23 protein-coding genes and 1 pseudogene are annotated in these 25,303 nt (G+C 68.2%); 16 read left to right on the forward strand and 8 right to left on the reverse strand.

Going from position 1 to position 25,303, the window contains the following annotated elements; all coding sequences use genetic code 11:
• Positions 1–70 precede the first annotated feature (70 nt).
• Both AC3WL7_RS18760 and pbpC read left to right on the forward strand, forming a co-directional pair.
• A complete protein-coding gene (locus AC3WL7_RS18760) occupies positions 71–4,978 on the forward strand; it encodes an alpha-2-macroglobulin family protein (protein WP_492752409.1) in 4,908 nt (1,635 codons plus the stop codon).
• A 49-nt stretch (positions 4,979–5,027) separates the two neighbouring features.
• Entirely contained in the window at positions 5,028–7,409 is a 2,382-nt protein-coding gene (gene pbpC / locus AC3WL7_RS18765) for a penicillin-binding protein 1C (protein WP_492752411.1), read from the forward strand.
• Positions 7,410–7,511: 102 nt separating this feature from the next.
• On the opposite strand, the gene AC3WL7_RS18770 is transcribed toward pbpC, so the two are convergent.
• Both AC3WL7_RS18770 and AC3WL7_RS18775 read right to left on the reverse strand, forming a co-directional pair.
• Positions 7,512–8,111, reverse strand: a complete 600-nt coding sequence (locus AC3WL7_RS18770; RefSeq protein ID WP_492752413.1) for a ferritin-like domain-containing protein — start codon at positions 8,109–8,111, stop codon at positions 7,512–7,514.
• A 30-nt stretch (positions 8,112–8,141) separates the two neighbouring features.
• Positions 8,142–8,624 carry a peroxiredoxin gene (locus AC3WL7_RS18775; protein WP_079222793.1) on the reverse strand — a complete coding sequence of 161 codons (483 nt, stop codon included), beginning with the start codon at positions 8,622–8,624 and terminating at the stop codon, positions 8,142–8,144.
• Positions 8,625–8,852: 228 nt separating this feature from the next.
• Here AC3WL7_RS18775 and AC3WL7_RS18780 point away from each other — a divergent pair, with 228 nt between their 5' ends.
• On the forward strand, positions 8,853–9,746 hold the full coding sequence (locus AC3WL7_RS18780) for a DnaJ C-terminal domain-containing protein (RefSeq protein ID WP_108758018.1): 894 nt from the start codon (positions 8,853–8,855) through the stop codon (positions 9,744–9,746).
• Positions 9,747–9,817: 71 nt separating this feature from the next.
• Here the strand turns inward: AC3WL7_RS18780 and pilH are convergent, their stop codons facing one another.
• Positions 9,818–10,189 carry a twitching motility response regulator PilH gene (gene pilH / locus AC3WL7_RS18785; RefSeq protein ID WP_005410644.1) on the reverse strand — a complete coding sequence of 124 codons (372 nt, stop codon included), beginning with the start codon at positions 10,187–10,189 and terminating at the stop codon, positions 9,818–9,820.
• Between the two features lie 88 nt (positions 10,190–10,277).
• On the reverse strand, positions 10,278–11,273 hold the full coding sequence (locus AC3WL7_RS18790; RefSeq protein ID WP_492752416.1) for a YhdH/YhfP family quinone oxidoreductase: 996 nt from the start codon (positions 11,271–11,273) through the stop codon (positions 10,278–10,280).
• A gap of 152 nt (positions 11,274–11,425) precedes the next feature.
• On the opposite strand from AC3WL7_RS18790, the gene hflK reads away from it, so the two are divergent.
• The 9 genes from hflK (at position 11,426) to AC3WL7_RS18835 (ending at position 18,707) form a co-directional block, all read left to right on the forward strand.
• A complete protein-coding gene (gene hflK, locus AC3WL7_RS18795; RefSeq protein ID WP_108747183.1) occupies positions 11,426–12,559 on the forward strand; it encodes an FtsH protease activity modulator HflK in 1,134 nt (377 codons plus the stop codon).
• Positions 12,556–13,419, forward strand: coding sequence for a protease modulator HflC (gene hflC / locus AC3WL7_RS18800; protein ID WP_079222789.1), 864 nt, complete (start codon positions 12,556–12,558; stop codon positions 13,417–13,419). Before hflK ends, hflC begins: the two co-directional genes overlap by 4 nt.
• Positions 13,420–13,487: 68 nt before the next feature.
• Complete coding sequence (locus AC3WL7_RS18805) at positions 13,488–13,673, forward strand: DUF2065 domain-containing protein (protein WP_079222788.1); 186 nt, start codon at positions 13,488–13,490, stop codon at positions 13,671–13,673.
• Between the two features lie 285 nt (positions 13,674–13,958).
• Positions 13,959–15,251, forward strand: a complete 1,293-nt coding sequence (locus AC3WL7_RS18810; RefSeq protein ID WP_079222787.1) for an adenylosuccinate synthase — start codon at positions 13,959–13,961, stop codon at positions 15,249–15,251.
• 696 nt (positions 15,252–15,947) lie between these two features.
• Complete coding sequence (locus AC3WL7_RS18815) at positions 15,948–16,304, forward strand: hypothetical protein (protein ID WP_079222786.1); 357 nt, start codon at positions 15,948–15,950, stop codon at positions 16,302–16,304.
• 156 nt (positions 16,305–16,460) lie between these two features.
• Positions 16,461–17,105: a hypothetical protein gene (locus AC3WL7_RS18820; protein ID WP_492752420.1), complete on the forward strand. Its 645-nt coding sequence runs from the start codon at positions 16,461–16,463 to the stop codon at positions 17,103–17,105.
• Positions 17,106–17,163: 58 nt separating this feature from the next.
• Positions 17,164–17,808: a MarR family transcriptional regulator gene (locus tag AC3WL7_RS18825; RefSeq protein ID WP_200752290.1), complete on the forward strand. Its 645-nt coding sequence runs from the start codon at positions 17,164–17,166 to the stop codon at positions 17,806–17,808.
• Positions 17,771–18,178: a hypothetical protein gene (locus AC3WL7_RS18830; RefSeq protein ID WP_079222784.1), complete on the forward strand. Its 408-nt coding sequence runs from the start codon at positions 17,771–17,773 to the stop codon at positions 18,176–18,178. Before AC3WL7_RS18825 ends, AC3WL7_RS18830 begins: the two co-directional genes overlap by 38 nt.
• Before the next feature lie 103 nt (positions 18,179–18,281).
• Positions 18,282–18,707 (forward strand): DUF4259 domain-containing protein, encoded by a 426-nt coding sequence (locus AC3WL7_RS18835; protein ID WP_492752422.1) that lies wholly within the window; start codon positions 18,282–18,284, stop codon positions 18,705–18,707.
• A gap of 4 nt (positions 18,708–18,711) precedes the next feature.
• On the opposite strand, the gene AC3WL7_RS18840 is transcribed toward AC3WL7_RS18835, so the two are convergent.
• From AC3WL7_RS18840 to AC3WL7_RS18850, 3 genes are all read right to left on the reverse strand, one after another.
• Positions 18,712–19,359: a M23 family metallopeptidase gene (locus tag AC3WL7_RS18840; RefSeq protein ID WP_492752423.1), complete on the reverse strand. Its 648-nt coding sequence runs from the start codon at positions 19,357–19,359 to the stop codon at positions 18,712–18,714.
• A 4-nt stretch (positions 19,360–19,363) separates the two neighbouring features.
• The gene (locus AC3WL7_RS18845; protein WP_492752424.1) at positions 19,364–20,320 is read right to left on the reverse strand and encodes a L,D-transpeptidase family protein; all 957 of its coding nucleotides are present in this window, start codon (positions 20,318–20,320) and stop codon (positions 19,364–19,366) included.
• 94 nt (positions 20,321–20,414) lie between these two features.
• The gene (locus AC3WL7_RS18850; RefSeq protein WP_492752426.1) at positions 20,415–20,819 is read right to left on the reverse strand and encodes a hypothetical protein; all 405 of its coding nucleotides are present in this window, start codon (positions 20,817–20,819) and stop codon (positions 20,415–20,417) included.
• 79 nt (positions 20,820–20,898) lie between these two features.
• Between AC3WL7_RS18850 and AC3WL7_RS18855 the strand changes: the two genes are divergently transcribed.
• The 4 genes from AC3WL7_RS18855 to AC3WL7_RS18870 all read left to right on the forward strand — a co-directional run bounded on the left by AC3WL7_RS18855 (position 20,899) and on the right by AC3WL7_RS18870 (position 25,084).
• Positions 20,899–21,264, forward strand: coding sequence for a MerR family transcriptional regulator (locus tag AC3WL7_RS18855; RefSeq protein WP_492752427.1), 366 nt, complete (start codon positions 20,899–20,901; stop codon positions 21,262–21,264).
• Between the two features lie 101 nt (positions 21,265–21,365).
• Positions 21,366–23,492, forward strand: a complete 2,127-nt coding sequence (locus AC3WL7_RS18860; protein WP_312738998.1) for a methyl-accepting chemotaxis protein — start codon at positions 21,366–21,368, stop codon at positions 23,490–23,492.
• Between the two features lie 98 nt (positions 23,493–23,590).
• Positions 23,591–24,385 carry a hypothetical protein gene (locus tag AC3WL7_RS18865; RefSeq protein ID WP_492752429.1) on the forward strand — a complete coding sequence of 265 codons (795 nt, stop codon included), beginning with the start codon at positions 23,591–23,593 and terminating at the stop codon, positions 24,383–24,385.
• Between the two features lie 24 nt (positions 24,386–24,409).
• Positions 24,410–25,084, forward strand: coding sequence for an alpha/beta fold hydrolase (locus tag AC3WL7_RS18870; RefSeq protein ID WP_492752430.1), 675 nt, complete (start codon positions 24,410–24,412; stop codon positions 25,082–25,084).
• Between the two features lie 12 nt (positions 25,085–25,096).
• Here AC3WL7_RS18870 and AC3WL7_RS18875 read toward each other — a convergent pair.
• Positions 25,097–25,285, reverse strand: a pseudogene (locus AC3WL7_RS18875) (hypothetical protein); the annotation flags it as partial.
• Positions 25,286–25,303: the final 18 nt, after the last annotated feature.

Below are 25,303 nucleotides of genomic sequence, written 5' to 3' on the forward strand. Positions count from 1 at the left end.
CTTGCCGAATCGGCGTCAGCACCTTGACGCGGCGCGCCTATAATGTCCGCCTCGATCAAGGAGTGACGACATGAGCGGTCCGGCGCGGCGGAAGCGGTGGGGTTGGGCGGCGGCTGTACTGGCAGGAGGCCTGTTGCTGGGTCTGGCCGGCTGTCGCAATGACAACGGGCAGCTGCCCAAGGCCAGCGGCGAAGCCATCGCCACCAAGGCCGAGCAGGTGAAGGACTTCACCCTGCTGCGCGCCTACCCGGACCAGAAGAGTGAGGGCCTGTCGCTGGCGCTGGAGTTCTCGCGCCCGCTGGTCGGCACCCAGGACTTCGACAAACTCGTGCGCTTCGAAGAGAAGGTCGGCAACGACGACAGCAGCTGGACCCTATCCGACGACGGCCTGACGCTGCGCTACCCCTTCGTTGAAGCCGGCAAGGAATACAGCCTGGTCGTCTCCGAAGACCTGCTGGCCGCCGACGGCAGCCGCCTGGGCAAGGAACTGAAGCAGAAGGTGTTCAGCGGTGAGCTGAAGCCGGTGGCCGGTTTCGCTTCGCAGGGCAGCGTGCTGCCGGCCAAGGACAGCCGTGGCCTGCCGGTGGTCTCGGTGAACGTGCCCGAGGTCGACGTCGAGTTCCTGCGCGTGCGCGAGAAGGACCTGCCGACCTTCTTCAGCCAGTACCAGCGCGGCGGCCGCCGCGGCAGCTGGGAACTGAGCAGCGACTACGAGCGCAGCCCGATCAACCAGCTGGCCGATCCGGTCTACGTCAACCGCTTCATCCTCGGTGGCAAGCAGAACGAGCGGGTGCTGACCTACCTGCCGACCCAGGACATCAAGGAGCTGCAGGAGCCGGGCCTGTACTTCGCTCTGCTCAAGCGCACCGGTGACTACGAAGGCGAGTTCGATACCGCGTTCTTCTCGGTCAGCGACATCGGCCTGCATACCCGCGCCTACAAGGACAAGCTGTTCGTCCATACCGCCGCACTGAAGGACGGTGCGGCGCTGAAGAACGTCGAACTGCGCGTGCTCGACGCCAAGGGCGAGGTGGTGCTCAAGGGCAGCACCGACGGCAACGGCAATGCGCTGCTGAACTACACCCTGGATGCCACCCACGTGCTGGTGGCCAGCAGCGGCAAGGACACCAGCTTCCTGCCGTTCAACCAGCCGGCGCTGGACCTGAGCGAATTCGCCGTGGCCGGCCGTGACAACGCCTGGTTCGACGTCTACGCCTGGTCGGGCCGCGACCTGTACCGACCGGGCGAAACCGTGCGCCTGTCGGCCCTGCTGCGCGACAACGACGGCAAGCCGGTCAAGGCGCAACCGGTGTTCCTGCGCCTGAAGCAGCCCGACGGCAAGACCTTCCGCGAGACCCGCCTGCAGCCGGGTGACCAGGGCTACATCAACTTCGAGCAGACCCTCCCCGCCGAGGCGCCGACCGGGCGCTGGCAGGTGGAATTCCGCACCGACCCGGCCAGCAAGGAAGCGATCCAGGGCATGACCCTGCGCATCGAGGAGTTCCTGCCCGAGCGCATGAAGCTGGACCTGGACAGCGCGCAGAAGACGCTGAAGCCGGGCGAGGACCTGCGCCTGCAGGCCAACGGTGCGTACCTGTATGGCGCGCCGGCCGATGGCAACCGCTTCACCGCACGCATGGCGGTGGCCGCCGAGCAGAAGCCGGTGGAAGGCCTGCCGGGCTATTTCTTCGGTGACCCGACCCTGCAGCTGCCGCGCGAAGCCAAGGACGTGGTCGATACCACGCTGCCGGCCAATGGCCAGCTGCGCGAAGACGTGGCATTGCCGGAAGAGGCGGCCAAGGCCAAGGCCCCGATCGCCGTGGTGCTGTCGGGCAGCCTGTATGAAACCGGTGGCCGCACCGTCACCCGCACCCTGAAGCGGGTGATGTGGCCGGCCAATGCACTGGTCGGCGTGCGCCCGTTGTTCAACCCGGACGACGGCGCCGATGCCAACGGCAACGCGCGCTTCGAACTGATGCGCGTGGATGCCGCCGGCAAGCCGCAGCCGGCCAAGGGCCTGAAGGTGACCCTGGTGCGCGAGCTGCGCGACTACCACTGGACCTTCAACGACAACCGCTGGGACTACGATTTCACCCGCCGCTTCGAGAACAAGGACACCCGCACCGTCGATGCCGGCAGCAGTGCGGTCGCCTTCGATTTCGCGGTGGAGTGGGGCGAGTACCGGGTGGACGTGTTCGATCCGTCCACCGGCCTGACCAGCCGCTACCCGTTCCGCGCCGGCTGGAGCTGGGGCGATGACAACCGCGGCCTGGATGCACGCCCGGACAAGGTCAAGCTGGGCCTGGACAAGACCGGCTACAAGGCCGGCGATACCCTGCAGGTGACGGTGACCCCGCCGCACGCCGGCAAGGGCGTGCTGATGGTCGAGACCGACCGCATGCTGTACGTGCAGGAGATCGACGCCAAGCCGGGTGCCACCTACAAGATCCCGGTCACCGCCGACTGGGAGCGCCACGACGTCTACATCACCGCGCTGGTGTTCCGCGGTGGCAGTGCGCCCAGCAAGATCACCCCGGCCCGCGCCGTGGGCGTGGTGCACGTGCCGATGGACCGCAAGGCACGCACCGTGGCCGTGGGCCTGGTCGCGCCGAAGCAGATGCGCCCGGAACAGGACCTGCCGGTGACGGTGAGCGCACCGCAGCTGGCCGGCAAGACCGCGCACGTCACCGTTTCGGCGGTGGACGTGGGCATCCTCAACATCACCCGCTTCCCGGTGCCCGATGCCGGCGCGCACTTCTTCGCCCAGCGTCGCCTCGGCATCGATGCCTACGACATCTACAGCCGGGTGATCGAGAGCTTCGACGGCAGCAGCGGCAAGCTGAAGTTCGGCGGCGACATGGCCCTGCAGGCGCTGCCGCAGGCCAAGCGCCCGACCGCGCGCGTGCAGACCGTGGACCTGTTCTCCGGCCCGGTGCAGCTTGATGCCAAGGGCAATGCGCGCATCCGCCTGAAGGTGCCGGACTTCAACGGCACGCTGCGCGTGTCGGCGCTGGTCTACAGCGATGACCAGTACGGCAAGCGCGATGTGGAAACCATCGTGCGCGCGCCGATCCTGGCCGAGGCCAGCATGCCGCGCGTGCTCGCACCGGGCGACCGCAGCACCGTCACCCTGGACGTGCAGAACTTCACCGGCAAGCCCGGCCAGTTCAACGTGCAGGTGGACACCGAGGGCCCGCTGAGCCTGGGCGAGGGCAGCCGCAACGTGCAGCTCAACGCAGATGCCAAGACCACGCTGAGCTTCCCGTTGTCGGCCCGCGAGGGCAACAGCGTGGCCAAGGTACGGGTGCGCGTGGATGGCAACGGCTTCAAGGCCGACCGCCGCTACGAGCTGCCGGTGCGTGCGGCGTGGCCGCAGGTGATCCGTTCGCAGGTGCGCACGCTCGATCCGCTGGCTGCGGTCAGCCTGGACGGCGGCCTGGCCGATGGCCTGATGGCCGAGTCGGTCAATGCCCGCCTGCTGGTCAGCCCGCTGCCGCCGATCCCGTTCGCCAGCGCCCTGCAGGGCGCGCTGAACTATCCCTACGGCTGTGCCGAGCAGACCACCAGCAAGGGCTACGCCGCGCTGATCCTGGACCAGGCCACTTCGTCGATGCTCGGCACCGACGGACTGGACGCCAAGACCCGGCGCGAGCGCATGGAAGGCGCGTTCGGTCGCCTGGCGTCGATGCAGGTGGCCAACGGCAACTTCTCCATGTGGGGCGACGATGGCTACGTGAACCCGTGGCTGACCCCGTACATCACCGAGTTCCTGCTCGATGCCAAGGACGGCGGTTTCGCCGTGCCGGACAACGTGCTGCAGAAGGCGCTCAACCGCCTCAGCGAGGACCTGCTGTCCGGTGGCAACCAGTTCTACGGGCAGGATGACCGCGAGAAGCTGAAGTTCGCCAACCAGGCGTATTCCGGCTACGTGCTGGCCCGCGTCAACCGTGCCCCACTGGGTACGCTGCGCACGCTGTACGACAACGAGCGCAGCAAGGCGGTCGGCGGCCTGTCGCTGGTCCACCTGGGCGTGGCGCTGTCCCTGCAGGGCGACGCCAAGCGCGGCCAGGCGGCGATTGCCGCCGGGTTTGCCAAGTCCAGCAGCGAGCGCCCGTCGTACTTCGGCGATTACGGCAGTGCCATCCGTGACGACGCGCTGATGATCGCGCTGACCCACGAAAACAAGCTGGCCAAGCCGGCCTGGGATGCGCGTGCGGTCGATCTGGGCCGTGGCCTCGATGCCCGCCGCAATGCCGGCTGGATGTGGCTGAGCACCCAGGAGCAGGTGGCCATCGCCCGCCTCGGCAAGGCCCTTGCCGCCAACCAGAAGGCCCTGGTGGCCGGTGAACTGGTGATTGGTGGCAACAGCGAGGCCATCGGCGAGCGCAAGCTGTTCGGTCGCAACTTCACCGGCAGCGAGCTGGCCAGTGGCGTGCGCTTTACCCCGCAGGGCGAGCCGCCGATGTTTGCCAGCATCGACGTGGCCGGCATCCCGCGCACCGCGCCGGCACCGGACAACAGCGTGCTGGGTGTCGAGCGCAGCTACTTCGGTACCGACGGCAAGCCGTGGACGCCGCGACCGCTGAAGGAAGGCGAAGCGCTGATCGTGCGCATCACCATCAGTGCCGATACGCAGATGCCCGATGCACTGCTGACCGACCTGCTGCCGGCCGGCCTGGAGATCGAGAACTTCAACCTGGGCGATGCCAAGCAGTGGGCCGATGTGGTGGTCGATGGCATCACCATCAGCGACCGCAGCTCGGCCGCCGATACCAAGCACGAGGAGTTCCGCGACGACCGCTACGTGGCCGCGCTGAAACTGTCGCGCGGTGGCAAGGCGAACGTCTTCTACCTGGTGCGTGCGGTGACCCCGGGTACCTACTCGGTGCCGCCGCCGCTGGTGGAAGACATGTACCGGCCGCAGCTGCGCGGCGTGGGCCGCAGCAACCCGACCACGATCACGGTGGTCCAGCCGTGACCGCGCGGACGGGCCGCGACGGCGCGGCCCGTCCCACCGGCACGCTGCAATGAAGATCGAGTGGACAACCCGGCGGGCGGCCCTGCGCCGCCGGCTGCAACCACTGTGGCCCTGGCTGCGCTGGGGCACGGCAGGGCTGCTGGTACTGCTGCTGGTCCTGGATTTCGTCTTCCCGCCGCCGCTGCCCAGGCAGCGCGACACCAGCACCCTGGTGGTGGCCGCCGACGGCAGCCCGCTGCGCGCCTTTGCCGATGGCGATGGCGTGTGGCGCTACCCGGCCTCGGCCGACAGCGTTTCGCCGTTGTACCTGCAGGCGCTGCTGACCTACGAAGACCGCTGGTTCTGGAAACACCCGGGCATCAACCCGCTGGCGATCCTGCGTGCCAGCGGCCAGCTGCTGCGTGGCGGCCGCATCGTGTCGGGCGGTTCAACGCTCACCATGCAGGTCGCGCGCATCCTTGATCCGCACTCGCGCACGCCGTGGGGCAAGCTCAAGCAGATGCTGCGCGCGGTGCAGCTGGAAGTACACCTGAGCAAGGCGCAGATCCTCGCGCTGTATCTGGAGCGCGCGCCCTACGGCGGCACCATCGAGGGCGTGGAAGCGGCCAGCTGGGCCTACCTCGGCAAGCCAGCCACGCAACTGTCGCACGCCGAGGCCGCGCTGCTGGCGGTACTGCCGCAGGCGCCCAGCCGGCTGCGCCCGGACCGCCACCCGGAAGCGGCGCAGAAAGCGCGCGACAAAGTGCTGGCGCGCATGGCCGAACTGGGTGTGTGGACGCCGGAAGAAGTAGACGATGCGCGCATCGAGAATGTGGTCGCGCGGTCGCTGCGGCCGCCGATGCATGCGGCGCTGCTGGCGCAGCGGCTGCATTCGGCACACCCGGGCCAGGCGCGCATCCAGAGCAGCATCGACCTGGACCTGCAGCGCACGCTGGAAGAGCGCGTGGCCAGCTATTTCTCCACGCTGCCCGAGCGCACCTCGGCAGCCCTGCTGGTGGTCGACAACCAGACCCTGCAGGCCCGTGCGTATGTCGGCACGCTGGCCTTCGGTGACCGCCAACGCCTGGGCCACGTCGACATGGTGCAGGCCTGGCGCTCGCCGGGCTCCACGCTCAAGCCCTTCCTGTACGCCATGGCGCTGGACGATGGCCTGATCCATTCGGAAAGCCTGCTGGTGGATGCGCCGCAGAGCTTCGGCAGCTATCGGCCGGGCAACTTCGATGAGGCATTCAACGGTCCCGTCAGTGCATCCAGCGCGCTGCGCCTGTCGCTCAACGTGCCAGCGGTGGACCTGTTGCAGCGGGTGGGGTCGGCGCGCTTCGCCGCGCGCCTCTCGCACGCGGGCATCCAGTTGCGCTTCCCGCCGGGCAGCTCGCCCAACCTGTCGCTCATCCTCGGCGGCACCGGTGCGCGGCTTGAGGATCTGGTCGGCGCCTTCGCCGCGCTCAACCGCAACGGCATTGCCGGGCGTGTGCGCTACAGCGATGACGATCCGATGATCGAGCGGCGCCTGTCCTCGCCCGGGGCCAGCTGGATCGTGCGCGAGATGCTCGAGTCCAACCCGCGCCCGGGTTATGGGGTGGGCACGTTCGACGTCGGTGGACGCCCGCGCGTGGCCTGGAAGACCGGCACCAGCTATGGCTACCGCGATGCCTGGGCGATCGGCAGCACACGCCACTACACGGTGGGCGTGTGGGTGGGCCGGCCCGATGGCACGCCGCTGCCGGGCCAGTACGGCGCGGTGACAGCGTTGCCGCTGATGTTCGAGGTGGTCGACAGCCTGCCGCGCCAGCCCGGCGATGCCGCTGCTGCACCGATGCCGGCCAGCGTCAGCCGCGCCGACGTGTGCTGGCCCACCGGCGAACTGGCCGGGTCATTGCCGGCCACGCTGTGCCAGCGGCGCATGACGGCGTGGCTGCTGGACGGTGGCGTGCCGCCGACCTTCCCCGAACGTGAGGCGCGGCGCTGGCAGCCGGGCCGGCAGCGCTACATCGCCGATGCGCGCACGGGCCAGCGGCTGTCCGCCGACTGCAGTGCGCCGCACCAGGAAGTGGAACGCGAGATCGCGCGCTGGCCGGCGTTGCTGTCGCCGTGGCTGCCCAAGGCCACGCGCGATGCATCGCAGTTGCCGCCACTGGCCGCCGACTGCCGCGACGATGGCCGCGAAGCGAGCGCGGCCCTGCACGTGGATGGCCTCAACGATGGCGCCGCGCTGGCGCGCGCACCCAACGCCCAGCACGGCGTTCGCCTGCAGCTGCGCGCGCTGGGCAGTGAACAGGCGGTGGACTGGCTGCTGGACGGCCGCTGGATCGCCCGCACCCAAGGGGCGCAGCTGATGCAGCGCGAGTTCGCCCAGCCGGGCGCGCATACGCTGACCGCGCTGGCGACCGATGGCGCGTGGACGCAGGTGAGGTTTACCGTCCTGCGGTAGCGCCGGGCCCTTGTAGAGCCGAGCCCATGCTCGGCTGCTTCTGTAGCGCGCGTGCAACAGCCAGCCGAGCATGGGCTCGGCTCTACAGGGAGCGCTGCAGCGCTATTCCCCGATCCACCCGTCCAGCAGGTCGGCAAACTCGTCGGCGTGTTCCTCCTCCTGCGCCAGGATTTCCTCCAGGATGCGCTTGGTGGTGGTATCGCGGTCGCCGATGAAGTTGATCATCTCGCGGTAGCTGTCGATGGCGATGCGCTCGGCCACCAGGTTCTCGCGCACCATGTCGCGCAGGTCGCTGCCTTCCTTGTACTCGGCATGCGAGCGCGCGGTCAGGGTGTCTGGATTGAAATCCGGCTCGCCGCCGAGCTGCACGATGCGCTCGGCCAGCTTGCCGGCATGGGCCTGTTCCTGCTGCGCGTGTTCGAGGAACTCGGCCTTGACCGCATCGGCCAGCATGCCCTTGGCCATGAAGTAGTGCCGGTAATACCGCAGCACGCACACGTATTCGGTGGCGAGGGCATCGTTGAGCAGCTTGATCACCACCTTGCGGTCGGCGCTGTAGCTGTCGGTGATCGCACCGTCCTCGATGTTGCGCCGGGCGCGTTCGCGCAGGGTCGTGCGGTCACTGATGCCGGGCACCTGGGCGCTGGGCTTGGCGGCGGGCTTGCTGGCGGGCTTGCTGGCTTTGGCTGGCTTGTTGGACATGGCTGGCCGGTTCCTCATGCGGTGGGGGTGTCAGGTGGGAAGGTGCTCCAGCACGTAGTCGGCCGAGGACACCTCGAACTGGCCGGGTTCCTCGATCCAGGCGGCGCGGACCACGCCGTCATCGACGTACAGGGCGTAGCGGCGCGACCGGATGCCCATGCCCGAGGCGCTGGCATCCAGCTCCAGGCCCAGCGCACGGGTCAGTTCGGCGTTGCCATCGGAGAGCATCAACAGGCCCTCGGGCACGTGCTGGTCGGCGGCCCACGCCTTCATCACGAACGGGTCGTTGACCGCCAGGCAGTACACATCGATGCCACGCTGGCGGAACGCCGCGAATCTCTCGACGAAGCCAGGCAGGTGACGGGCCGAGCAGGTGGGAGTGAAGGCCCCGGGCACGGCGAACAGGACGACCTTGCGTCCTTCGAACAGCGCCTGGGTGTCCAGCGTTTCGATGCCCTCGCGGATACGCTTGAGTGTCACTTCCGGGATGCGGTCGCCAACGTGGATCGTCATGGGAACTCCTTGCTGGTGGGCAGGCTAATCGGGCGGGTGGGAGGAACGCGTCAAGACATTGGAAAACCGGTGTGCACGCCCCATCCTGGGGCCAGGGCGGCGGCAGGTGCATTGCGCCGGATCAAACGGCCTCACCGGCGCCGCACGGGCAGCGGCGTAGCATGCCGGCGCGTAGAATGAGCCCGGGGCGGCGCCACCGGCGCGGCCGAAGCAGATCGAGGTAGCTGGATGGAATTCAAGGATTACTACGCCACCCTGGGGGTGGAACCGAGTGCGGGCGAGGCCGAGATCAAGACCGCCTACCGCCGGCTGGCGCGCAAGTACCACCCGGACGTGAGCAAGGAGGCCGGCGCCGAGGACAAGTTCAAGGCGGTCAACGAGGCCTACGAGGCGCTGCGCGATCCGGAAAAGCGCGCGGCCTATGACCAGCTGCGCGCGCAGGGCTATCGCCCGGGCGAGGAGTTCAACGTGCCGCCGAACTACGGCGGTGCGGGCGGCTTCAACTTCGAGGAAGTGTTCGGCGGCGGCGGTGCCGGCGGCGGCTTCAGCGATTTCTTCGAAAGCCTGTTCGCGCGCCAGCGCGGCGGGCAGGGTGCGGGCCCCGGCCCGGGCTTCAGCAGCCACGGCCAGGCGCCCAACCGCGATACCCGGGCCAAGCTGTCGGTGCCGCTGGAAGCGGCGTACAGCGGTGACAGCCTGCGCATCACCGTCAACGGCAAGCAGCTGGACGTGCGCGTGCCGAAGGGCATCCGCCCGGGCCAGGTGATCCGCCTGTCAGGGCAGGGCACCCACGGTGGCAACCTGCTGCTGGAAGTGGAATATGCCGCCCACCCGCAGTTCGAAGTGGATGGCCGCAACATTCTCTACACGTTGCCGGTGACGCCGTGGCAGGCAGCGCTGGGCACCAGCATCAGCGTGCCGACGCTGGGCGGCGCGGTGGAGTTGAAGATCCCGGCCGATTCCGATGCCGGCCGCAAACTGCGCCTGCGTGGCCGCGGCCTGCCGGGCAGCCCGGATGGCGACCAGATCGTTGAGCTGGAGATCGTGGCGCCGGCGGCGACCGACGACGCGCAGAAGAAGGCCTACCGGAACCTGGCAAAGGCCTTCGGCGAAACAATCTGAAGGTAGCGCCGGGCCACGCCCGGCGGTTTCAAACGCGTGCCAACCAACGGTTGGCACCTACCGGGAACGGTTCAGCCCTGGCCGGCGAACACCCGCTCCAGCACCTCGGACAGCTCGTCTTCCGAGAACGGCTTGGTGATGTAGGCCTTCGCGCCCTGGCGCATGCCCCACATGCGGTCGGTGTCCTGGTCCTTGGTGGTCACCAGGATCACCGGGATATGCCGGGTCGCCTCGTCGCGGGCGAGCGTGCGCGTAGCCTGGAACCCGTTGAGGTTCGGCATCACCACGTCCATCAATACCAGGTCGGGCAGTTCGGCCTTGGCCGTCTCCACCCCGGCCGCGCCATCGGTGGCGGTCAGGATCTGGTGCCCGAGTTTCTCGACGATGCGCTGTATCCCCAACAGCTGCGACGGTGAATCGTCGACGATCAGAATGCGTGCCATGTTGTTCCCCGTGTCATGCCCGCAGTGTAGTGCGGGCACATTGCTGGTGGGAGTAGGGTAGCTGCCGTCCGTCGCCTGCCTGCGACGTTCAGTCGATCCGCACCACCGTGCGGCCCAGCGAACCACCGGCCAGCATCCGCTCGAACACGCCCGGCAGGTCCGCCAGGCCCACTTCCGCGGTGCAGATGCGCTCCAGGTGCTGCGGCTTCCATTTCCCGCCCAGGCGCGCCCACACCTGTTCGCGCAGGTCACGCGGCGCACTGGCCGAGGACACGCCGAGCAGCGAGACGCCACGCAGGATGCATGGCATTACCGTCATCTCCAGTTTCGCGCTCGCGGCCAGGCCGGCACTGACCACGCTGCCATAGGGCACCGTCTGCGCCAGCAGGCTGGCCAGCATCGATCCGCCGGCATTGTCCAGGCCGCCGCCGAAGCGGGCCGACTGCAGGGGCGCGGTATCGGCCAGCGCCTCGCGCGGCAGCACCTCGCTCGCGCCGATGTCGCGCAGGAAGGCGGCCTGCTCCGGCTTGCCACTGATCGCATGCACCTCGTAGCCGGCACGGCTGAAGATGTCCACGGCCAGCGCGCCGACGCCGCCGGTGGCACCGGTCACGGCCAGCGGCCCGTGCCCCGGGGTCTGCCGGTTGTCCTGCAGGCGCAGCAGGGCCAGGGCCGCGGTGAAGCCGGCGGTGCCCAGCACCATCGCCTCGCGCGGGCTCAGCCCGGCCGGCTGGGCGATGACGGCGCGCGATTCCAGGCGTACGTACTGGCTGTAGCCTCCGTCACGGGTTTCGCTGAGGCCGCAGCCGGTCGCCAGCACCGCATCGCCCTCGCGCCAGGCCGGGTCGCTGGAGGCGACCACCGTGCCGGCCACGTCGATGCCGCCCACCAGCGGGAAGCGGCGCAGGATCTTCCCTTTGCCGGTGCCGGCCAGGGCGTCCTTGTAGTTGACCGAGGACCAGTGGGCGCGGACCAGCACCTGGCCGGGGCTGAGGTCGTCTACGCCCAGCTGGACAAGGCCGCTGCGGTAGCCAGCATCGTCGTTTTCGATCCGGAAGGCGGTGAACGGGGTGGTGGGGGCCATCGGCGCTGCCTGACTTCGAGGAAAACGCCACATTACCCGGTCAGGGCCCTTTCAAACCTGCCAGTCCGCCCCATCTTGTATGATCGGTGAAGATTCACGGCTGGCGCCGCGGGAAGGGCCCGCGCCGCAGCCCACATATTGATGGAGCGTGCATGGCCTGGAATACACCCGGCGGCAACAAGGGCGGACAAGGCCCCGAGGACAATCGACGCGGGCCGTTCGGGTCGCGCGGCGGTGGCAATGGTGGTGGCTGGGGCGGTCTGCCCGGGCCGCTGAAGGACCTGTTCGATGGCGGCATCCTGCGTTGGGTGGCGGCGGCGGTGGTGTTGCTGGTGCTGTTCTCCAGCTTCCAGCTGATCGGCGAACAGCAGCGTGGCGTGGTGCTGCGCTTCGGCCAGTTCTCGCGGATCCTGACCCCGGGCCCGAACTTCAAGCTGCCGTGGCCGATCGAATCGGTCACCAAGGTCAATGCCACCGAGATCAAGACCTTCTCGATCCAGGTGCCGGTGCTGACCCGCGACGAGAACATCGTCAACGTCTCGCTCAACGTGCAGTACCGCATCGATGACCCGCAGCAGTACCTGTTCGGTACCGTCGATGCGGACCAGGTGCTGGAACAGTCCGCGCAGAGCGCGGTGCGCGAGGAAGTCGGCCGCGCCGACCTCAACTCGGTGCTGAACAACCGTGGCCCGCTGGCCGTGGCCGCCGAGGAGCGCCTGCAGGCGCTGCTGGGTGCGTTCAAGACCGGCCTGACCGTGACCGGCCTGACCCTGCAGGACGCCCGTCCGCCGGAGGAGGTCAAGCCGGCCTTCGACGAGGTCAACGGTGCCCAGCAGGTCAAGGAACGCCTGATCAACGAAGCCCAGGCCTACGCCGCCAAGGTCGTGCCGGAAGCCCGAGGCCAGGCCTCGCGTGCCCGTACCACCGCCGAAGGCTACAAGCAGGCCGTGGTGTCCAAGGCCGAGGGTGACGCACAGCGCTTCAGCCTGCTGCAGGCCCAGTACAAGGACGCCCCGGAGGTCACCCGCAAACGCCTGTGGCTGGAAACCGTGCAGCAGGTGCTGAGCGAGAACCGCAAGGTGATCGGTGGCGATGGTCGCCAGCTGATCTACGTGCCGATGACCGGCGACACCCGTCCCAGCGCCTCGGCGCCGGCCGCGGTGCCGAACCCGGACGTGGTGATGCCGTCGCTGCCGGGTACCGCAACCGAAGTTTCCCGTGATCCGGGCCGGGCCGTGACCCGCCCGACCGGGCGTCCGAGCGGCCGTGAGGAGGGCAGCCGATGAGAAGTTCTATCTGGATTGCCGTCGCCGTGGCGGCCCTGCTGGCCCTGCTGGGTTCGGTCTACGTGGTCCGCGAGGACCAGACCGCCATGGTCCTGAACCTGGGCAAGGTGGTGCGTTCGGACATCAAGCCGGGCCTGCACTTCAAGGTGCCGGTGGTGGAAACCGTGCGCGTGTTCGACCGCCGCTTCCAGGTGCTGGACACGGCGCCGGCGCGTTACTTCACCGCCGAGCAGAAGGACGTCAGCGTCGACTTCTTCGCCGTCGGCTACATCTCCAACGTGGGCGACTACTTCCGTGCCACCGGTGGTGACCCGCGCGTGGCCAACGCGCGCCTGCAGCCGATCATCACCGATTCGCTGCGCAACCAGATCAACTCGCGCACCCTGCAGCAGCTGGTGTCGGGCGACCGCAGCGAGCTGATCGCCGCGCAGCTCAAGGACATCAACGAAGCGGTGTCCGGGCTGGGCATGCAGATGATCGACCTGCGCATCAAGCAGGTCGACCTGCCCACCGACAGCCAGGTGATCAACGACGTGTACGAGCGCATGCGCGCACAGCGCAAGCAGGAAGCCGCCAAGCTGCGCGCCGAGGGCGAGGAGCAGTCGCTGACCATCCGTGCCCAGGCCGACCGTGACAGCACCGTGCTGATCGCCGAAGCCGAGCGCGATGCACAGCGCCTGCGCGGTGAAGGCGATGCCGATGCCGCCCGCATCTACGGCAAGGCCGGTTCGGCTGACCCGTCGTTCTATGCGTTCTATCGCAGCCTGGAGGCCTACCGCGGCTCCATGACCGACGGCAACGGCATTATCGTGCTGGACAAGAACGACCCGTTCCTGCAGTACCTCAAGAGCGACCGCTGAGTCGTTCGGCAAGATCCCACGGGGCCCGGCCAGATGCCGGGCCCCGTGTTTTTTCCGGAGCGCCCCACATGAAAGATCTGTTCGCGGCCGTCTGCCTGGTGGCCGTGCTCGAAGGCTTGCTGCTATTCGTGGCCCCGCTGGCCTGGAAGCGCATGGCCGAGCGCCTGCTGGACCTGCCCAGCCCGGCCCTGCGCAGCTTCGGCGGGCTGGTGCTGCTGGCCGGCCTGAGCCTGCTGTGGTGGGCACGCCATTGAAAGGGTAGTGCCGGCCGCTGGCCGGCAATTCCAGGTTGCCGGCCAGCGGCCGGCACTACCGGCCTGACCGGCCGGTGAAGCCGTCCGTCGGAAAGGTGGCACCCGACCCCGGAAACCCGGATAATGCACAAAAGCCGGACGGGCCTCCCCGTTCGGCTTTTTCCGTGTCTGGGCCTTCCATCGCCGGCCGCTCCCCGTTTGGAGCCGCCTTCCAGGTGCTGGCCAGCCCCGCCACGGTTTACCCGTCCGCGGCCCCGATGGCCGCAACAAATCGAGGAGCCCGTCATGGGTCAGTCTGTCGTAGTGTTGGGTGCCCAGTGGGGCGATGAAGGCAAGGGCAAGATCGTCGATCTGCTCACCGAGGAAATCGGCGCCGTGGTGCGCTTCCAGGGCGGCCACAATGCCGGCCACACCCTGGTCATCAATGGCAAGAAGACCGTCCTGCACCTGATCCCGTCGGGCATCCTGCGTGACGATGCGCTGTGCCTGATCGGCAACGGCGTGGTGATCTCGCCGGCCGCGCTGCAGAAGGAAATCGCCGAGCTGGAAGCCTCCGGCGTCGAAGTGCGTTCGCGCCTGAAGATCTCCCCGGCCGCGCCGCTGATCATGCCGTACCACATCGCCCTGGACCAGGCGCGCGAACGCGCTGCCGGCGGCAAGGCGATCGGCACCACCGGTCGCGGCATCGGCCCGGCCTACGAAGACAAGGTGGCGCGCCGCGGCATCCGCATCGCCGACCTGCATTACCCCAAGCAGCTGGAAGAGCTGCTGCGCACCGCGCTGGATTACCACAACTTCGTGCTGACCAAGTATCTGAACACCGATGCGGTCGACTTCCAGAAGACCTTCGACGAAGCACTGGCCTTCGGCGAATACGTGCAGCCGATGAAGTCCGACGTGGCCGGCATCCTGCACGACCTGCGCAAGCAGGGTAAGCGCGTGCTGTTCGAAGGTGCGCAGGGCGCATTGCTGGACATCGACCACGGCACCTACCCGTACGTCACCAGCTCCAACACCACCGTCGGTGGCGCGCTGGCCGGTGCCGGCGTCGGCGCCGATGCGATCGACTACGTGCTGGGCATCGCCAAGGCCTACGCGACCCGCGTCGGCGGTGGCCCGTTCCCGACCGAACTGGATGATGAAATCGGCCAGGGCATCCGTGACCGCGGCGCCGAGTACGGTGCCTCGACCGGCCGCCCGCGTCGCTGCGGCTGGATGGACATCGTCGCGCTGAAGCGCGCCGTGGCCATCAACGGCATCAGCGGCCTGTGCATCACCAAGCTGGACGTGCTGGACGGCATGGAAAAGCTGAAGGTCTGCATCGCCTACGAATACAACGGCAAGCGCACCGAGTACGCGCCGCTGGACGCGCAGGGCTGGGAAGACTGCACCCCGGTCTACCTGGAGTTCCCGGGCTGGAGCGAGAACACCCACGGCATCACCAACTGGGACGAGCTGCCGCCGGCGGCACGTGCCTACCTGCGTTCGCTGGAAGAGCTGGCCGGTTGCCCGATCAGCATCGTCTCCACCGGCCCGGACCGCGACCACACCATGGTCCTGCAGGATCCGTTCGCCTGAGTAGGCGGTAGCGCCGGGCCATGCCCGGCGTGGTGGTAACGCTGTGCAATTGAAAAAGAGCGCCGCGACTCCCTTAGGGTCGCGGCGCTTCTTTTTGGGTTCTCCACCAACTCCCGTAGTGCCAGCCCATGGCTGGCAGAACCGAAGCCACCAGCATGTCGCTTCCGGCACTCTAAATCGGCCATCCACGTCAGATTCTCCCAAGCCACGCGCCACTCGCACTTCCCGCACGACCTCCGCATACAACTTCTGGTAAGCGATAAACGTCACGCGCCATTCCTTAGCGCGGGTTGTTTGCGTCACTGCGCGTCGCTCTCGCCCGCGCAGCTGCAGATTCGCGCCTTTTCCTGTCGCATCCGCCACTCCCCGCGTATGCAACACTTCGCACCGCACGCTCGATTCCCTCCGGACCTTTCGGATTTTTCTCATTGAATCGATCGTGCAGGCGTAGACACCATGGCGCGCCACCGAAAAAGGGTGGCCGGGCATCCAAACCCGTTGCATAGCTGTAAACGCTTGCCAGCCGGCACCGTCCTGAAACGGTGCCGGCTGGCAATCCGTCGGCCTTTATGGCGGGCGGTGCGTGGGGGTCTTCGGACCCGCCGGATTAGCTATGCACCGGTTTGGAACCCGCACCGTCCGCCACCCCGCTTCCGCGCGGTGGCGCTGTTACGTACAGCCACGGAAGCCGACGCCATGACCACTCGCAAGAACCCGCCGTTCCACGTTGTTGATGCCGTCAACGACGATGAAGACCCTACCTCCGATCTCAGCACCTTCCAGGGCTGCCTCACCCGCATCCGCGATGGCGAAGGCTCTGATGGCATGCTTTGGCCGGAAGAGAACCTGTCCGAAGGCCGCAGACAATCCCTGGCGCGGATCGACCGTGCGGCCGTGGCCATCCTCACCGCGGCGGAGATGCTGCACGCCGCGAACCGCTGCAAGACCATGGCCACGCCCCGCCGCCACCTCGATGAGGGCGTGGTGGAAGGCTTGTTCTTCGCCTGCCGCGAACTGGCCGAGCTGGTGTGCCGGGAAGTCAGGCCGGCCTGACCTCCGTTCTGCATGTGCGATGCCCAGCCTCGCCATCTGGCGAGGTACCGGGCCGGCTCGCGCGCTGCCTTACGCTAGCACTATGGTCACGTGCAGTTCTGCGCTACGTTGTGGCCAACGCCAGCAGGGACGCAGCGCGATGACCGGGAGTTCGGCATGAAGGGCGAGACGGTCGCACGGGTGACCCTGTGGCTGCTGTGGAGCCTGTGGGCGCTGGCCTGCATCGTGCTGGTACTGGGCGCGGCCGCCAACCACCTGGCCTCGCGTACGCAGACCCTGCCATTGGTGCTGCAGCCCGGTGCGACCGCCGAGATCGCGGTCTACCGTTTCATCGACGACCCGCTGCGGCTGCGCCTGCGCTACGCCGATGACGGCGCCGATCCGTCGATCGATCCGGAGCTGCGCCTGCGCGCGGACACCCCGACCGATCGCAACGAGTTCCGCGCGAAGACACGCTCGGGTGCGTCCGGAACGGATGTTTCCCGGGCGCTGGAGTCGGTCGGGCCCAGCAGGTTCGCCGCCTCGTACTTCGGCTATGGGCGGGGGGACGCACTGCCGCGCGGGCGTTCCTGGCTGCGGCTGACCGTGCTGGAGGTTGACCCGGCGCTGGCCGGGCGAGCGGCCTCGGTGGAACTGCTGCCGCCGATGGACGTGTTGAAGCTGACCGACCTCGATTACCTCTGGCTGTGGCCGTTCTTCTTCTGGCAGCCGGTGGCGCTGCTGTTACTGATTGCCGCTGGCGGGCTGGCCGCCGCGAGCATCGCGCTGCGGCGCTGGCAACGGCGCAACAGCACCCGGTAGCGCGGGGGGCAGGCCCCACACTTGCCAAATACCCAATATGGGCACAATAATGCCCAATATGGGTAACCAAGCCGCCACATCGTCGTCCACCGGCCCCATCGGCCTGGCCGACGCGCTGTTCACCCAGACCCAGCAACGGGTGCTGGCCCTGCTGTTCGGGCAGGACCGCCGTGACTTCAGCATTTCCGAGCTGATCAGTGGCAGCGGTGCCGGTTCCGGCGCCGTGCAGCGCGAAGTGGCCAAGCTGGTCGCCAGTGGCCTGGTGGAGCAGCGCAAGGTCGGCAACCAGAAGCGCTATCGCGCCTTTGCGGGCTCGCCGATCCATGCCGAACTGGTGGCGCTGGTGCACAAGACCATCGGCCTGGCACAGCCGCTGCGCGACGCACTGCAGCCGCTGCAGGACCAGATTGCGGCGGCCTTCGTCTTCGGCTCGGTGGCCAAGCGCACCGACAGCGCGCACAGCGACATCGATCTGATGCTGGTCTCCGATACGCTGGGCTATGCTGAGCTGATGGCCGTGCTCGATCCGCTGGAAGATCGCCTGGGACGGCCGGTGAACCCGACGCTGTACACGCACGACGAATTGAACGATCGCCTGCACAAGGGCAATGCCTTCCTGCAGCGTGTACTGGAACAACCCAAGCTGTGGGTGATTGGAGGAATGGATGACCTCGCCATTGCAGAACCTGGTCGGGCCGGGTAAACCGCTCAGCGCCGAGCCGCCGGATCCGCGCGAGATCGAAGGCCTGCAGCGCTCGGGCCTGGCGCGGTTGCGTGACGCACGCAATGCGACGCTTTCGCTGGAAAGCCGCTTCGACCTGGCCTACAACGCCGCCCACGCATTGAGCCTGGCGGCGCTTCGTGCGCAGGGGTTCCGGCCCAGCAACCGCTACATCGTGTTCCAGTCGCTCAAGCACACGCTGGGCGTCGGCCCGGAGGTATGGCGCGTGCTCGACAAGTGCCACCAGCAGCGCAACATCGCCGAGTACGAGGGCGAACTGGATGTCAGCGGGCGCCTGGTGGAAGACCTCATCGCCGCCTGTGAAGCGGTGCGGGTGGCCTGCGGTCTCTGAGTGCACCGGTGGGTTGCCAGGATCCGCAGCCGTGCCGCATGCTTCTGCGTCGCGCCTCGCGGTCCGCGCGTGGCAGGACATCAATCAAGGAAGGAGCAACATCATGGGTGCATGGGGCAGCGGTACGTTCGAAAACGATGACGCCTGCGATCTGGTCTGCGACCTGCGCGAAAGCACGGATCTTTCACTGCTGGAAGACGCGCTGCGCACGGCTGCCGAGACCGATGAAGACCTGGACGCTGGCGATGGCAGCAAGGCCCTGGCCGCAGCGGAAGTGATCCTGGCGCTGCTGGGCCATCCCTCGCCGGCGATCGCCGAAGAGGAAGACCTGCAGGCGTGGATGAAGGCCAATCCACAGCGCCCGACCGCCGCGCTGCTGGCACTGGCCGAACGCGCCGTACAGCAGGTGACGGCCGAAGACAGTGAGCTGCGCGAGCTGTGGGACGAGGCCGATTCGCTGGACGAATGGATGGCCGAAGTGAACACGCTGCAGGCGGGCCTGCGCGCCGCACGCAGCGCAGCCGGCTGAAGCCTCAGCGGCCAGCCGCCTGCAGCAACGGGTAAGGGTTGATCGATTCGCCCTTCCACCATTGCTTCTCCGGGCCCAGCACGTGCACCTCGAAATGCAGGTGCGGGGCCTCGGCGCTGGCATTGCCGGTGCTGCCGACGTAGCCGATCACTTCACCACGCTTGATGGCCTGCTTTTCCGCCAGGCCATCGGCGTAGCGCTGCAGGTGCGCGTAGTAGTAGCACCAGCGTCCGCCGGGCTCGAACTGGTAGATCGTCAGGCCACCGCGTTCGCTGTCGAACAGCTTTTCCACCGTGCCATCGGCCACTGCCAGCACCGGCGTCCCGGCGTCGGCCATGATGTCGATGGCATCGTGCACGCGCCCCTCGCTGCGTGCATCGGTGAAGGTGTCGCGCAGCTGCGATGCCTGGATGCCCTGCACGGGCAGCAGCAGGCCTGCGGGCGCATCCGCATCGGGAGCGGCCAGCGTGAGTGCTGGAGCCGCAGCATCCACGCGCGCGGGCGCAGCCGGCTTCACCGGCGCCGCCGTCACGGCTGCGGGTTGCGCCGCAGGCAGCGCAACCGCTACCGGCTCACCCGCATCGCGGCGCAGCCACCAGCCTGCACCCAGGCCCAGCAGTACGCCCAGTACGATCAGCTGCGAAAGACGCATCGGCTTACTCCTGCATCACCACGGGTACCGAGGTATCCAGCGCATCGGCCACGCGCAGCGCATCCCAGTTGGTCATGCGTACGCAGCCATGCGATTCGGTCTTGCCCACATGGCCGGGTTCGGGCGTGCCGTGCAGGCCGTAATGCGGCTTGGACAGGTCGATCCAGACGCGCCCGACCGGGTTGTTCGGGCCCGGCGGCAGCGTCGCCTTCTTCTCGCCCTTGCGCGCATCCCAGAACAGCTTCGGGTTGTAGTGGAACGGCGGGTCGCGGTACACGCCGAGGATCTTCCATTCACCGATCGGCAGCGGATCGTGCTGGCTGCCCGAGGACACCGGCACCTGCGCGATGACCTTGCCCGCCGCATCGAGCAGCTGCAGGGTGGAATCGGATTTGTCGACCACCACCTTGGCCGCCTTCGGCAACGGTGCCGGGGCGATGTTGGGCACCTGGATGCGGCTGCCGGCCTTGCCCAGGTCGACGCTGGGGTTGAGTGCCTTCAGCAGCTCGGGCGAGGCATGGAAGCGCTCGCCCAGCGATTCTTCCACGCTGCCGTAGCCCAGCGCTTTCAGCTTGGCCTGTGCGGCCGGCCCCTTCGGAACCGGCTGGAACGGACCGGCCACATCCTCCGCGGTCAGCGTGTAACTGGCCAGCGGCGCGTTGGCATCGGCCTGCAGCGCGTTCCAGGTTGCATCGTCCAGCTCACCGGTGACGGTCAGCCCGTGTGCGGCCTGGAAGCCGGACACCGCGCGGCGCTGGTTGCTGCCCACCTCGCCATCGATCTGGCCGGGCGAGAAATTGGCGCGGTCCAGCAGTACCTGTGCGTGCAGCGGCGAGCGTGCGGCGATGTCCGGTCCCGCACGCTCGGCGATGGGCGCGGGCAGGTTGGCCGGCGGGGCCTGCGCGAATGCAGGGGAAACCAGCAGCGACAGCGCAAGCACGGCAACACGGGGTGAACGCATGGGAAGCTCCTGCAGAACGTGCCCCCACCATGCCTGCACCCCGCGACCAGCCCGCGTGAAAACACGGGCGTGTTGCTGAGCGGCAGATGAGCGCTCAACGTGCGGATTGATCCTGGAGGCGCCAGCTCTGCAGCACGCCGAAGACGATCTCGGCGACGGTGAACAGCAGCAGGATCGCACTGGCACCGTGCAGCACCGCATACACCTGCCACAGCGCGAACAGCCCGCGTGCGGCGGCATCGAGCCGGCCCAGCAGCACGCTGGGGGCAAGCACGCGGGCCAGCGACCACATCACCACCACCGAGCCGAGCAGGTTGGCCAGCAGCATGTGCAGCGGGTCCAGAGCCGGTACCTGGCCGGGCAGTTGCCAGGCATCGGCCAGCGCAGCCATCGCCGCATGCAGGGGTGCAAAGGTCCAGGGCAGGGCGAAGGGCAGGGTGACCACCAGGTCGTAGAAGGCGCTGGCGCGGACGATGCAGAGGTAACGGGAGGTGAGCATGGACGCCTTCAACAGGAGAAAGAGGGCGTACTGTCAGGGCTGAAGTAAACTTCAGGGTCAAGCGTTTTCTGGAGCCCCCATGCAGATTGGAGAACTGGCCCAGGCCTGCGGCCTCTCGCGCGAAGCCCTGCGTTTCTACGAGAAGCAGGGCCTGATCGGCGCGCGGCGCCTGGCCAATGGGTACCGCGATTACCCGGACGAAACGGCGATGCTGGTGCACTACATCCGCACGGCCCAGCAGCTCGGTTTCACCCTGGCCGAGATCGGCCAGCGCCTGCCCAGGCTGTGGGAACAGGCCGATGCCGGCCCGCTGCTGGCGGCTGCACTGCAGGAAAAACTGGCCGACATCGACGCCCGCATCGTCGCGCTCAGCGCCCTGCGCCAGGACCTGGCCACCCGCCTGGCCAGCGCCTGTCCGCTGCAACCGCAACGGGCATCCGGCTGAACGGCCAACGTGAACGCCCACCGAAGCGTTCACGGTTGCACGGTCAAGGCCAGCGGGCGGCGCGCCGATAAGGGCACATCCCCCCCGTTTTGGATACCCCCATGAACTACTTGAGGAACGTCAGGGTTGCCTGGCGCCTTGGCCTTGGCTTTGGCCTGTTGCTGCTGCTGGTGGCCGCCGTGGTCGCCACCGGCGCCACCGCCACCGCCGTGCAGAAGCGCGCGATGCAGCAGGTGGTCGACGTCAGCGTGGCCAAGGTGCGGCTGCTGTCGGAGATGCTCGATGCCAACAACCAGATGATGGTCGTGCGCCGCGAGATGCTGATCCGCCAGGGTGATGCTCGCGACGCCGACGAGAAGCGCATCGCCGACCTGGTCAAGCGCTACGAGGCGAGCTGGACCGCCTACCAGGCGCTGCCCGGCGATGCCGAGGGCAAGGCCATGGGCGAGGCCATCGCGGCCAAGCGCGCCATTGCGCGCCCGCTCAACAAGCAGACCAGCGAACTGATGGAACAGGGGGATTTCCCCGGCGCGGTCGCGCTGACCCTGGGGCCGGTGCAGGAGGCGGCCAACGGCTGGAACAAGGCGCTGGCTGATGGCGTGGCCTTCGAGGAAAAAGAGAGCCGCGAGGCGGCGGCCGAAGCGATCCGCCTCGGCGAGCGCAGCCTGCTGCAGCTGCTGGTGCTGGGCGGCGTGGCGCTGTTGGTCGGCATCGCCGCTTCGGTGATGATCGGGCGCAGCATGACCGGCCCGCTGGCGCGCGCGGTGCAGCTGGCGCAGCAGCTCTCGAAGGGCGAGCTGGACCAGTCCTTCCACCTCGGTGGCCGCGATGAACTGACCCAGCTGGGCGAGGCCATGGGCAGCGTGCGGCAGAGCGTGCAGGCCGCCATTGGCGCGCAGCTGCAGATGGCCGAACAGCACGAGGCCGGTGCCATCGGCTACCGCATGGATGCCCGCGCCTTCCCCGGCGATTTCGGCCGCATGGTGCAGGCCACCAACAGCCTGGTGGAATCGCATGTGCAGGTGGAACTGCTGATGGCTGAAGTCATGCAGCGCTACGCGATCGGTGACCTCAGCCGCGACCTGCCGCAGTACCCGGGTGAGAAGGGCGCGTTCACCCGCACCCTGGCCGCGGTGAAGCAGAGCCTGATGGCGATCAGCGCGCAGATCGATACGCTGGCCCGGGCCGCCGGTGCGGGCGATTTCAGCGTGCGCGGCGATGCCGAGGCGTTCCAGTTCCAGTACCGCGCGATGGTCGAACACCTCAACGCCATGATGGCCAGCTCGCAGGCCAGCATCGCCGACGTGTCCGACGTGCTGCGCGCGATTTCGCACGGCAACCTGACTGCGCGCATGGACGGTGAGTACGAAGGTGTCTTCGCCCGCATGCGCGACGATGCCAATACCACCACCACGCAGCTGACCGGCATCGTCCGCGGCATCCAGGTGGCGGCCGACAGCATCAACAATGCGGCGCAGGAACTGGCCGCGGGCAACAGCGATCTCTCGCGCCGTACCGAACAGCAGGCGGCGAACCTGGAAGAGGCCGCTGCATCGATGGAGGAACTGACCTCCACCGTGCGCCAGAACGCCGAGCTGGCCCGCCAGGCGGACAGCGAAGCCCATGCGGCCGGTGCTGCCGTGCGCGAAACCGAACAGGCCATGGCGCAGATGGCAACGGTGATGGGCGAGATCGACCAGTCCTCGGCGCGCATCTCTGAGATCTCCACGGTCATCGACGGCATCGCGTTCCAGACCAACATCCTGGCGCTGAACGCCGCCGTCGAAGCGGCACGTGCTGGTGAGCAGGGCCGTGGCTTCGCCGTGGTCGCCAGTGAAGTACGCACCCTGGCGCAGCGCGCCGGCGTCGCTGCCAAGGAGATCAAGGAGCTGATCGAGGATGCTGCCGCCAAGGTGCAGAGCGGCCTGGCTGTAACGGTGCAGTCCGAGGCGGCGATCGCCCGCCTGGCCCACGCCAGTTCGCGCACCAACCAGCTGATGAGCGACATCGCTGCGGCCAGCAAGGAACAGGCGGCCGGCATCGAGCAGGTCAATCAGGTGGTGGTGCAGATGGACCAGGTGACCCAGCAGAACGCGGCCCTGGTGGAAGAAGCCACCGCGGCCAGCCGCGCGCTGGAAGAGCAGGCCAACGCACTGACCACCTCGGTGTCGGTGTTCCAGATCGAGCAGGGCGGCCCGGCCCGCGCCGTGGTGGCGCGCGCGGCCTGACCGCTGCGCCGGTAGAGTCGTGCTTGCTCGACTCTACCGCGCGGCCCCTTTTTCGGCGATGCTCGCTGGGGTGCTCGCTTGGAGCCGGGGGAGGAGGCATGGACAGCAACGAGACTGAAGGCGCCTACGGCGACGTGCCACGGGTGCAGGGCATGGCTGCGCCCGCCATGCCTTCACCCGAGGTGCCGACCGACTGGTCGATGCTGCCGCTGGCCCGTGGGGATGATGATTCGGCGGTGATGCAGGCGCTGCGCCGCTTGCGCCGCGAACCGGCGCTGCTGGTGACCGTGGCCTACCTGCTGGTCTCGCTGCTGGGCCTGTGGTGCAGCTTCTGGTTCTACCGCGGCTTCAAGCTGTCGATCCTGGATTACCTGCAGCCCAGCGATTTCCTGGTGGCCGGCATCCGCGACCCGGCGTACGTACTGCTGCTGGCCGCAGGCGTGCTGCTGGTCCTGCTGGTGAGCTGGCCGGAAACGCTGCGCATGCGCAATGCCGCCAAGCTGGAACAGCTGCGCGCGCGCAACTGGGCGTGGCGCGCGGTGCTGACACGCTCGGCGCTGACCAGCTGGGAGGGCGTGGGCCTGCGCCCGCTGACCGCGATGACCCTGGCCGTGGCCGCCTTCATGGCGCTTGGCGCGGCGAACTACGTGACCGTGCGCGGTGAGCAGATCCGCAACGCGGGCAGTGGCGAAGTGATCCGCCTGCAGTTGAATGGTGATCGCGCGCCATTGCCGGGCACTGCGCGCCTGCTGGGTTCCAGCAGCGCGTTCCTGTTTGTCTGGTGGCCGCAACAGCGGCGTGCCGAGGCGATTCCGATCGCGGCGGTGCGCACGCTGCAGGCCGTTACCGTGGCGGCGCCTGCGCCGGCCGCCGCGGCAGGGCCCGGCAGTTGAACCCGCCGCGCCCCCCGTGTGCTGATGCTGCCCGGCCTGGACGGTGGCGTGGGCATGTCGGGCGCGTTCCTGGAGGCCGTGCGTGCACACGGGCTGGAGGCGGAGGCGCTGTCGCTGCCCGTGCATGGGGCACAGGATTATCCGACCCTGGCCGCATGGCTGCAGCCGCAGCTTCCCCGGCAGCCATGGGTGCTGCTGGCCGAATCGTTTGCCGGTCCGTTGGCGGTACAGATTGCTGCGCAGGCGCCCGCCGGCCTGCGTGGGCTGGTGCTCAGCACCACGTTCGCGCGACGGCCGGTGCCCGTGCCGGCGGCGAGCGCTGTGGCGCTGTCCGCGGCATGGCCGTTGCCGCCGCTGCCGGTGATGGCGCGGGTGCTGCTGGGGCAGTGGCGAACACCGCAGAACGTGCAGGCTTTGCGCCAGGCCCTGGCCGAAGTGCCCAGCCGCGTGCTGCGGCAACGCGCCGCCAGCACCCTGCGCGTGGACGTGCGTGCGTTGCTGCCGCGTATCGCAGTTCCGACGCTGTACCTGCAGGCGCGGCAGGACCGGCTGCTGTGGCCACCCAGCGTGTCCGAGCTGCAGGCCCTGCTGCCGGAGGCACGCCACGTCGCGCTGCAGGGGCCGCACCTGCTGCTGCAGGCACGGCCCGAACAGGCGGCCGAAGTGGTGGCGCGCTGGGTGAACGGGCTGCCTGGCTGACGGTCAGCCGTCGGCGGCCTTCTTCGTTGCCTTGCGCCCGCTGCCGCTGCGCTTGCCACCGCCATCCTGCTTGTTGACGGTGGCCCACGCGATCCGTTCGGCCGTACTCTCACTGGCGCCGCGCGCGCGTTCGCTTTCCTCAATGTGCTCGGCCTGGCGCTTCTGTTTGTCGGTGTAGGCAGATTTCTCACCACGAGGCATGTCGCTTCTCCGGTAGGG

This window comes from Stenotrophomonas sp. FW305-3-2-15-E-LB1, assembly GCF_058787375.1.

What these genes read in the sequence shown, in the direction of transcription:
- AC3WL7_RS18760 (WP_492752409.1), top strand. Translation starts at nt 71, where the DNA reads ATGAGCGGTCCGGCGCGGCGGAAGCGGTGGGGTTGGGCGGCGGCTGTA.
- pbpC (WP_492752411.1), top strand. Translation starts at nt 5,028, where the DNA reads ATGAAGATCGAGTGGACAACCCGGCGGGCGGCCCTGCGCCGCCGGCTG.
- AC3WL7_RS18770 (WP_492752413.1), bottom strand. Translation starts at nt 8,111, where the DNA reads ATGTCCAACAAGCCAGCCAAAGCCAGCAAGCCCGCCAGCAAGCCCGCC.
- AC3WL7_RS18775 (WP_079222793.1), bottom strand. Translation starts at nt 8,624, where the DNA reads ATGACGATCCACGTTGGCGACCGCATCCCGGAAGTGACACTCAAGCGT.
- AC3WL7_RS18780 (WP_108758018.1), top strand. Translation starts at nt 8,853, where the DNA reads ATGGAATTCAAGGATTACTACGCCACCCTGGGGGTGGAACCGAGTGCG.
- pilH (WP_005410644.1), bottom strand. Translation starts at nt 10,189, where the DNA reads ATGGCACGCATTCTGATCGTCGACGATTCACCGTCGCAGCTGTTGGGG.
- AC3WL7_RS18790 (WP_492752416.1), bottom strand. Translation starts at nt 11,273, where the DNA reads ATGGCCCCCACCACCCCGTTCACCGCCTTCCGGATCGAAAACGACGAT.
- hflK (WP_108747183.1), top strand. Translation starts at nt 11,426, where the DNA reads ATGGCCTGGAATACACCCGGCGGCAACAAGGGCGGACAAGGCCCCGAG.
- hflC (WP_079222789.1), top strand. Translation starts at nt 12,556, where the DNA reads ATGAGAAGTTCTATCTGGATTGCCGTCGCCGTGGCGGCCCTGCTGGCC.
- AC3WL7_RS18805 (WP_079222788.1), top strand. Translation starts at nt 13,488, where the DNA reads ATGAAAGATCTGTTCGCGGCCGTCTGCCTGGTGGCCGTGCTCGAAGGC.
- AC3WL7_RS18810 (WP_079222787.1), top strand. Translation starts at nt 13,959, where the DNA reads ATGGGTCAGTCTGTCGTAGTGTTGGGTGCCCAGTGGGGCGATGAAGGC.
- AC3WL7_RS18815 (WP_079222786.1), top strand. Translation starts at nt 15,948, where the DNA reads ATGACCACTCGCAAGAACCCGCCGTTCCACGTTGTTGATGCCGTCAAC.
- AC3WL7_RS18820 (WP_492752420.1), top strand. Translation starts at nt 16,461, where the DNA reads ATGAAGGGCGAGACGGTCGCACGGGTGACCCTGTGGCTGCTGTGGAGC.
- AC3WL7_RS18825 (WP_200752290.1), top strand. Translation starts at nt 17,164, where the DNA reads ATGGGTAACCAAGCCGCCACATCGTCGTCCACCGGCCCCATCGGCCTG.
- AC3WL7_RS18830 (WP_079222784.1), top strand. Translation starts at nt 17,771, where the DNA reads ATGACCTCGCCATTGCAGAACCTGGTCGGGCCGGGTAAACCGCTCAGC.
- AC3WL7_RS18835 (WP_492752422.1), top strand. Translation starts at nt 18,282, where the DNA reads ATGGGTGCATGGGGCAGCGGTACGTTCGAAAACGATGACGCCTGCGAT.
- AC3WL7_RS18840 (WP_492752423.1), bottom strand. Translation starts at nt 19,359, where the DNA reads ATGCGTCTTTCGCAGCTGATCGTACTGGGCGTACTGCTGGGCCTGGGT.
- AC3WL7_RS18845 (WP_492752424.1), bottom strand. Translation starts at nt 20,320, where the DNA reads ATGCGTTCACCCCGTGTTGCCGTGCTTGCGCTGTCGCTGCTGGTTTCC.
- AC3WL7_RS18850 (WP_492752426.1), bottom strand. Translation starts at nt 20,819, where the DNA reads ATGCTCACCTCCCGTTACCTCTGCATCGTCCGCGCCAGCGCCTTCTAC.
- AC3WL7_RS18855 (WP_492752427.1), top strand. Translation starts at nt 20,899, where the DNA reads ATGCAGATTGGAGAACTGGCCCAGGCCTGCGGCCTCTCGCGCGAAGCC.
- AC3WL7_RS18860 (WP_312738998.1), top strand. Translation starts at nt 21,366, where the DNA reads ATGAACTACTTGAGGAACGTCAGGGTTGCCTGGCGCCTTGGCCTTGGC.
- AC3WL7_RS18865 (WP_492752429.1), top strand. Translation starts at nt 23,591, where the DNA reads ATGGACAGCAACGAGACTGAAGGCGCCTACGGCGACGTGCCACGGGTG.
- AC3WL7_RS18870 (WP_492752430.1), top strand. Translation starts at nt 24,410, where the DNA reads ATGCTGCCCGGCCTGGACGGTGGCGTGGGCATGTCGGGCGCGTTCCTG.